5 protein-coding genes are annotated in these 6,240 nt (G+C 62.3%); 2 read left to right on the top strand and 3 right to left on the bottom strand.

The genetic code is table 11. From position 1 onward, the window contains the following. Positions 1 to 386: 386 nt before the first annotated feature. Complete coding sequence (locus ACK59H_RS02890; protein WP_060479132.1) at positions 387 to 1,433, top strand: AraC family transcriptional regulator; 1,047 nt, start codon at positions 387 to 389, stop codon at positions 1,431 to 1,433. Here the strand turns inward: ACK59H_RS02890 and ACK59H_RS02885 are convergent. The 3 genes from ACK59H_RS02885 to ACK59H_RS02875 all read right to left on the bottom strand — a co-directional run bounded on the left by ACK59H_RS02885 (position 1,402) and on the right by ACK59H_RS02875 (position 4,664). Next, on the bottom strand, positions 1,402 to 2,925 hold the full coding sequence (locus tag ACK59H_RS02885; protein ID WP_081016672.1) for a catalase: 1,524 nt from the start codon (positions 2,923 to 2,925) through the stop codon (positions 1,402 to 1,404). The genes ACK59H_RS02890 and ACK59H_RS02885 overlap by 32 nt on opposite strands. A 144-nt stretch (positions 2,926 to 3,069) precedes the next feature. Next, positions 3,070 to 3,612 carry a WYL domain-containing protein gene (locus ACK59H_RS02880; RefSeq protein WP_060479131.1) on the bottom strand — a complete coding sequence of 181 codons (543 nt, stop codon included), beginning with the start codon at positions 3,610 to 3,612 and terminating at the stop codon, positions 3,070 to 3,072. 131 nt (positions 3,613 to 3,743) lie between these two features. Next, the gene (locus ACK59H_RS02875) at positions 3,744 to 4,664 is read right to left on the bottom strand and encodes a LysR family transcriptional regulator (RefSeq protein ID WP_060479130.1); all 921 of its coding nucleotides are present in this window, start codon (positions 4,662 to 4,664) and stop codon (positions 3,744 to 3,746) included. A 260-nt stretch (positions 4,665 to 4,924) separates the two neighbouring features. Between ACK59H_RS02875 and ACK59H_RS02870 the strand changes: the two genes are divergently transcribed. Further along, the gene (locus tag ACK59H_RS02870; RefSeq protein WP_060479129.1) at positions 4,925 to 6,229 is read left to right on the top strand and encodes an MFS transporter; all 1,305 of its coding nucleotides are present in this window, start codon (positions 4,925 to 4,927) and stop codon (positions 6,227 to 6,229) included. Positions 6,230 to 6,240 lie beyond the last annotated feature (11 nt).

The raw sequence follows: 6,240 nt of genomic DNA, 5'->3' as shown, positions 1-6,240 counted from the left end.
CCCCCCCCCGGGACGGAGCGGCGCGGGGGGGGCGCGGGGGACTGGCTGTGCCATTTACGACGGCCCGGCTCCGCGCGGCCCCGCCCCCCCACCCCCCACGGGGGCGGGGGCTTGCGGCGGGGCCAGCCCCGCCAACCGCGGGTTCCTTGAGGCTACCACCGAAACCGCCGATGGCGGTTCGCACGGCACTGACGACGTAGATTTCTGCGCTACTCATAGAAGCTCCGATTGCGAAGGCATGGCGGGGGTGGGCCAGGCTCTGCGAGAATGGCCGGCGGCCCCCGAGGTGGGTCCGAGTCTAGGCAAAGGCTGCGTCGCGGCCTATGCCGGATCTGTTCAGTCAACCTGGCATTTTTTGCCACTCAGCATAGACAGGGAATTGCGCGATGCGCGATAGCGATACGGTCGCGGTGTATTTTCTCAATGCCATGCTGCACGCCTTGCGCGACCAACCTGAACTGCTCCAGGCCCGCCTGCGGGATGTGGGCATCGACCCTGCCGTGCTTGGCCAGCCACAAGGGCGGGTGCCGGCCAAGGCTTTCGCTCGCCTGTGGTTGGAAATGATCGAGCTGCTGGGCGACGAGTTCTTTCGCTTGGATAGCCACGGCATGCCGCTGGGCAGCTTTGCCCTGATCTGCCGTGGTTTGATTCATGAGCCGAACCTGGAAAAGGCCTTGCGCCAGTGCATGAGCGGCTTTGCCCTGTTCCTTCGCGACCTGCGTGGCAGCCTGACGCTGCGCGCAGGGCGCGCGGTGATCAGTGTGCAATCGCAGATCACCGACCCGCTGACCCGGGTGTACGCCGAGGAAACCTATCTGGTGCTGGTGATCGGGCTGTTGTGCTGGCTGGCCGGGCGGCGCATCAGCATCGACCGCACCGAGCTGGCAGTGGCGCGCCCGCCCCAGGACGATGACGCGCTGCTGTGGGGGCCGGACCTGCGCCTGGGCAGTGGGCGCACCGAGGTCGAGTTCGACAGTGCATGGCTGCGCCTGCCCGTGATACAAGACCTACCAGCGTTGAAGACCTTCTTGCGCAGTGCGCCACAAGGCCTGGTCATTCGTTTTCGCAATAACAGTGGCCTGGTAGCCAAGGTCTACCGGCACTTGCGCGCCCGGCACTATGGGCAATGGCCGACATTGGCAGTCATGGCCGAGCAGCAAGGGGTCAGTGCCAGCACCTTCCGCCGCCAGCTCGAGCGAGAAGGGCGCTCCTATCAGCAGATCAAGGATGAAGTGCGCCGCGCAATGGCTTTCGAGCGCCTGCGCGACGGTACGCTGAGCATCGCTGAAATTGCCGAGCAGGCAGGTTTTCAGGAGCCCAGCGCGTTCCACCGAGCGTTCAAGAAGTGGACCGGGTACAGTCCCGGCAGTTACCGGACCCGTTTGGCAGGGGCTGCTGAGCTCAGTCCTGCAGGTCTGCTGCCAACATCTTGACCCGCTTCAAGTCGCCGCCAGCTACCTTCGCTACCCGAGCACCATAGTCGGCATCGGCTTTGTACAGGAATGACAGGATGATGTGCTTGCTCTGGTCATCGGCAGCCATCAGCGATTGGCCAAAGCTGTTGACCAGGTCGCGTTGCTCGCTTTTCGAATAGGCGCGGTAAAGCTCACCGGCCTGCTTGAAGTTCTGCTCGCGGCTGATCCCCTGTTGCTGAGTGCTGCCGCTCAAGGCCAGTTGGCTGTGGCGCGCCGAGTCGCTTGTGCTGCGCGGCTGTAGGCGGCTGGGCTGGTAGTTGACCATGTCGCGGGTCCGATTGGGGTTCAGCGCACCGTCCTGATTGCCATTGTTGACCCGCACCCGTGGCTGGTTGATCGGCAGGCTACCGGCGTTGGCACCTACACGGTACATCTGGGTGTCGGCATAGGCGAAAAGCCGGCCCTGCAACAACCGGTCTTCGGAGGGCTCGATGCCCTTGATCAGGTTCGAAGGTGCCAGTGCGACCTGCTCGGTTTCCTGGAAAAAGTTTCCGACATTACGGTTGAGCACCATCTGCCCAACCCGACGCTCGGGCACGTCAGGCCAGATCTTGGTGGCATCCAGCGGGTCGAAATCGAAATCGCCCAGCTGCTCGGGGCGCAGTGTCTGGATGTACAGGTCCCACTTGGGGTAGTCGCCAGTGGCAATGGCGCCCACCAAGTCTTCGGTCATGTGACTGAAGTTCTTGCCTTGGATCTGTTCAACAGCCTTGGGGTCGAGGTTTTCCCGGCCTTGCAGGCTCTTCCAGCGAAACTTCACGTAGGTGGGCTCGCCCTGGGCGTTGACGAACTTGTAGGCATGGACGCTGTTGCCATCCATGTATCGGTAGCTTTTCGGTGTGCCTTCGTTGGAGTACAGCAAAGTCAGGGTGCGAGTGGCCTCTGGCATGTGCGAGAACAGGTCGAAGCGCCGGGCATCGTTGCCCAGGTTATTGCGCGGGTCTGGCTTGAAGGCATGGACCATGTCCGGGAATTTGATGGCGTCGCGGATAAAGAACGTTGGAAAGTTGTTGCCAACCAGGTCCCAGTTGCCCGCCGAAGTGTAGAAGCGGGTGGCAAAACCGCGCGGGTCGCGCAGGGTTTCCGGCGAGTGCAGGCCGTGTACTACCGACGAAAAGCGCACGAACACTGGCGTTTTTTCACCTGGGGTAAATAACGGCGCTGTGGTCAGTGCAGACAGGTCTTCAGTGGCGGTGAACTCGCCATGGGCCCCCGTACCACGGGCATGCACCACACGCTCGGGTATCCGTTCGCGGTCGAATCGTTGCAGCTTCTGGATAAGTTGCACATCCTGCAGCAAGGTCGGGCCGGCGGCACCTGCGGTCAGGGAATGCTGATTCTCACCCACCGCCGCGCCGTTATCGCGGGTCAGGGGCATGGCCAGCAGTGCTGGGCTTGCAAACACGCTGGCGCACAACAGCGTCAGCGCGGGGTAGCGGGAAGGGTTCATGAACATGGAAATGGCACTCGCTTGATCGAAGGAGTGCCAATGCTAGTGATGCCGCTAGCCCCTCACCGTAAGGGTGTACGGTTCGTGCTGTATGACATTTCACTGCGCTGGCCGAGCAGTAGCACCTGGGGGCAACCCAAGCGCTCAATGCCCTTCGTCGTTCAGGGCCAGGCTCTGGCGAAGCTGTGCGATCAATGACAGGCGCAGCGTTTCTGGCGCTTTCACCTTGATCGAGCTGGCCTGGGAGAGCAGCCAGCCCATCAGCGCTCGGCTGTCTTGGACCGTGGCCGCGAGCATTGCTCCGCCTTCATCTTGGTGGTCAAGATGCATGTCAGCGGACAGCGGCTGGCCTTCCAGGCGACGGGCCAAGCCATCATCGACCCAGGCATGCAGCTCGATCTGCTGGGATGGGCAAAGCGCGTCCGGCTGTAGCTGCTCTGCGCCGTTCAAGCTAAGGCCGGGCTGCCAATACCAGCCGTAAGGCATGCCTTTGCTATTGCAGTGCAGCGGGAACAGCATTGCCAGCTCGTTGAGGTCGCGCTCCACGGTGCGCTTGCTGGTCTTGTGCCCAGCCCGTGCCAGCGCGGCCTGCAACTGCGTGGAGCTCATTCCGGGATGGCGGTCGGGGAGCAGTTTGAGCAGCTGCCATTGTCTGGCGATGGTGTGGCGGGTTGGATGGCTGGGCACAGAGCTTCGTCCTTGAACACCAGCTACGACGGGTAACTGGATGATGGCAATTGGCTACTTCGCCAGCATACTCTTTTGACCAAGTGGATCCAAGTTCAGCCGGATTGGCGGTGTGCAGTGTTGCGGATGGCTCAAGGATTGGCTTCTATCAGGCTGTGCTGCAGCGCCTCGATGAACAGCACTTCGGCGCGGCTCAACCTTTGGTCTTTGTTCCACAACAAGTGGATATCCACATCGGCGATGCCCTCCACCGGTGGTAGTTTCCACAGCAAACCAGCCGCTACATCCGCTGCCACCACATGCTCAGGCAGGCAACCGATGCCGAACCCGGCAATCACCAGCCGCCGCACTTCTTCAAGGCTTGGCGAAGACGCCACGATCCGCCCGGAAAAGCCCTGCTGATCGCGGAAGATGGCGAGCGGCGACAGCATCCCGCCGATCTGGTCGCTGGTGAAACTAACGAAATTCTCCCGCTGCAGGTTGCCCTCAGGCTGGCCGAACAACGCGTGATGCTTGCCGCAGAAAAACGCATAACGCTGGCGCAGGAATAGCCGCTGCTCCAGCCGTGGCTGCGGTCGGCGATAGAGGCTCAGCCCGGCGGTGGCGGTCTTCTCCTGTAGGGCAGCGACGATGTCGGAGCTGCGCATCACATCGATTTCCAGATCGACCCTGGGGTGCTGGCGGTGGAAATCCGCAAGCATGTCATCGAAGCGCGCGCTGACGATGCGGCTGATCATCAGCAAGCGCACCCTGCCCACCAGTTCATCGGCCGGCTGCTCCAGCAGGCCGCCGATTTGTGACATTTGGCCGTAGACCTCGCCGGCCAGTTGAAAAAGCTGCTCGCCCACTTCGGTCAATACAAAGCGTGGGCCTCGGCGAGCGATAAGCTGGCGCCCAAGCTGCTCTTCAAGGCGTTTGAGCGCCTGGCTGACGGCAGGTTGAGTCAGGTGCAGGCGCGCGGCGGCACGGCTGATGGACAGCTCTTGGCCGATGACGCGAAAGGTGCGCAGCAGGTTCCAATCGAGACGGTCGTTGAGTAGACGGTCGGGCATGGCAGACTCGATGATAAACAGGGCTAATAATGCGAATAATAAATAGAAAATTGACTAATCATAGCCTCAGCACGATAAATCATAGTCATTCAGGCCTGTGGCCTTGGTGTTGGATGCTTCGCGAGTCAGCCCCGAGCCCGCTGTAGCGCAAGCGAGCTCACCCCGAAAGCACCCAACACCGGCCGCAAGCCCAAGCGCCACCAGAGCGTCACCGTGACCCCCGTCAACTCCTGCCAAAAAAACAAGCAAAGGAGCCCCCCATGAAGCCCGCCGCTTCGCCCCAACCGCGCCGTGCTGCCGCCGCCGCATTCATCGGTACCATGATCGAGTGGTACGACTTTTACATTTACGCCACCGCTGCCGCCCTGGTGTTCGGTGCCTTGTTTTTCCCCTCCGATAACAGCCTGTTCAGCACCATGGCCGCGTTCGGCACCTTCGCCGTGGGCTTCTTTGCCCGGCCACTGGGCGGCATCGTGTTCGGCCACATGGGCGACCGCATTGGCCGCAAGAAGTCGCTGGTCATCACCCTGTTGATGATGGGCATCGTCACCGTGTGCATCGGCCTGTTGCCGACCTATGCGCAGATCGGCGCTGCCGCTCCGGTGCTGCTGATCATCCTGCGCGTGGTCCAAGGCATCGCCGTGGGCGGCGAGTGGGGCGGGGCGGTGTTGATGGCTGGCGAACATGCGCCGACGGGCCGGCGTAATTTCTTCGCCTCGTTCGCCCAGCTGGGCAGCCCGGCAGGCCTGATCTTGTCGCTGCTGGCATTTGGTGCGGTGACTCGCCTGCCAGAAGCAGAATTGATGAGTTGGGGCTGGCGTGTGCCGTTTCTGGCCAGCGCTCTGTTGCTGCTGGTGGGCCTGGCGATTCGCCTAGGGGTCAACGAGTCGCCAGAATTCATCGCCAGCCGCGAGCAGGCGGCCCGAGCCAAACTCGCCGAGCAGGCGCCAGTACTGGAGGTGCTGCGCACCGCCTGGCGCCCACTGCTGCTTTGCATGGGTGCCAATACCTTGGGTATCGCTGGGGTCTATTTCACCAACACCTTCATGATCAGCTACACCACCCAGCAACTGCACCTTGAGCGCTCGCTGATCCTCGAATGCCTGTTCTTCGTGGCCGTCATCCAGTTCTGCGTGCAGCCGCTGGCCGCCTGGCTGTCGGAAAAGCTTGGTGCCACCCGCTTCCTGGCCTTGGTCGCAGGATTGGCAATGGCCTCGCCGTACCCGATGTTCGTGCTGGTCAGCACCGGCCAAGGCCCGCTGATCGTGCTCGGCATCGCCTTGGCTGCAGCGTGCATGGCGTCGTTCTACGCGGTGATCGCCGGCTATGTCAGCGGCATGTTCGAAACCCGGGTGCGCTATACCGCGATTTCACTGGCCTACCAGGTATGCGGTGCCCTTGCCGGTGGCCTGACCCCGGTGATCGGTACCTGGCTGGCCCACAGTTTCACTGGCCAATGGTGGCCGATGGCCGTGTTCTACACGCTGATCGCCACCCTTTCGCTGGTCTGCGTGCTCGCCCTGGCGCGTCAGTACGCCCGTAGCCAGCGCCTAGGGCTGGTCTGATCGATCCACCT

It is taken from the genome of Pseudomonas sp. KCJK9000, assembly GCF_046230725.1.
GTDB lineage: Bacteria > Pseudomonadota > Gammaproteobacteria > Pseudomonadales > Pseudomonadaceae > Aquipseudomonas > Aquipseudomonas promysalinigenes.
This window is presented reverse-complemented; position numbering and strand designations above follow the sequence as displayed.

Coding starts and splice junctions, on each gene's coding strand:
- ACK59H_RS02890 (WP_060479132.1), top strand. CDS start 387: ATGCGCGATAGCGATACGGTCGCGGTGTATTTTCTCAATGCCATGCTG.
- ACK59H_RS02885 (WP_081016672.1), bottom strand. CDS start 2,925: ATGAACCCTTCCCGCTACCCCGCGCTGACGCTGTTGTGCGCCAGCGTG.
- ACK59H_RS02875 (WP_060479130.1), bottom strand. CDS start 4,664: ATGCCCGACCGTCTACTCAACGACCGTCTCGATTGGAACCTGCTGCGC.
- ACK59H_RS02870 (WP_060479129.1), top strand. CDS start 4,925: ATGAAGCCCGCCGCTTCGCCCCAACCGCGCCGTGCTGCCGCCGCCGCA.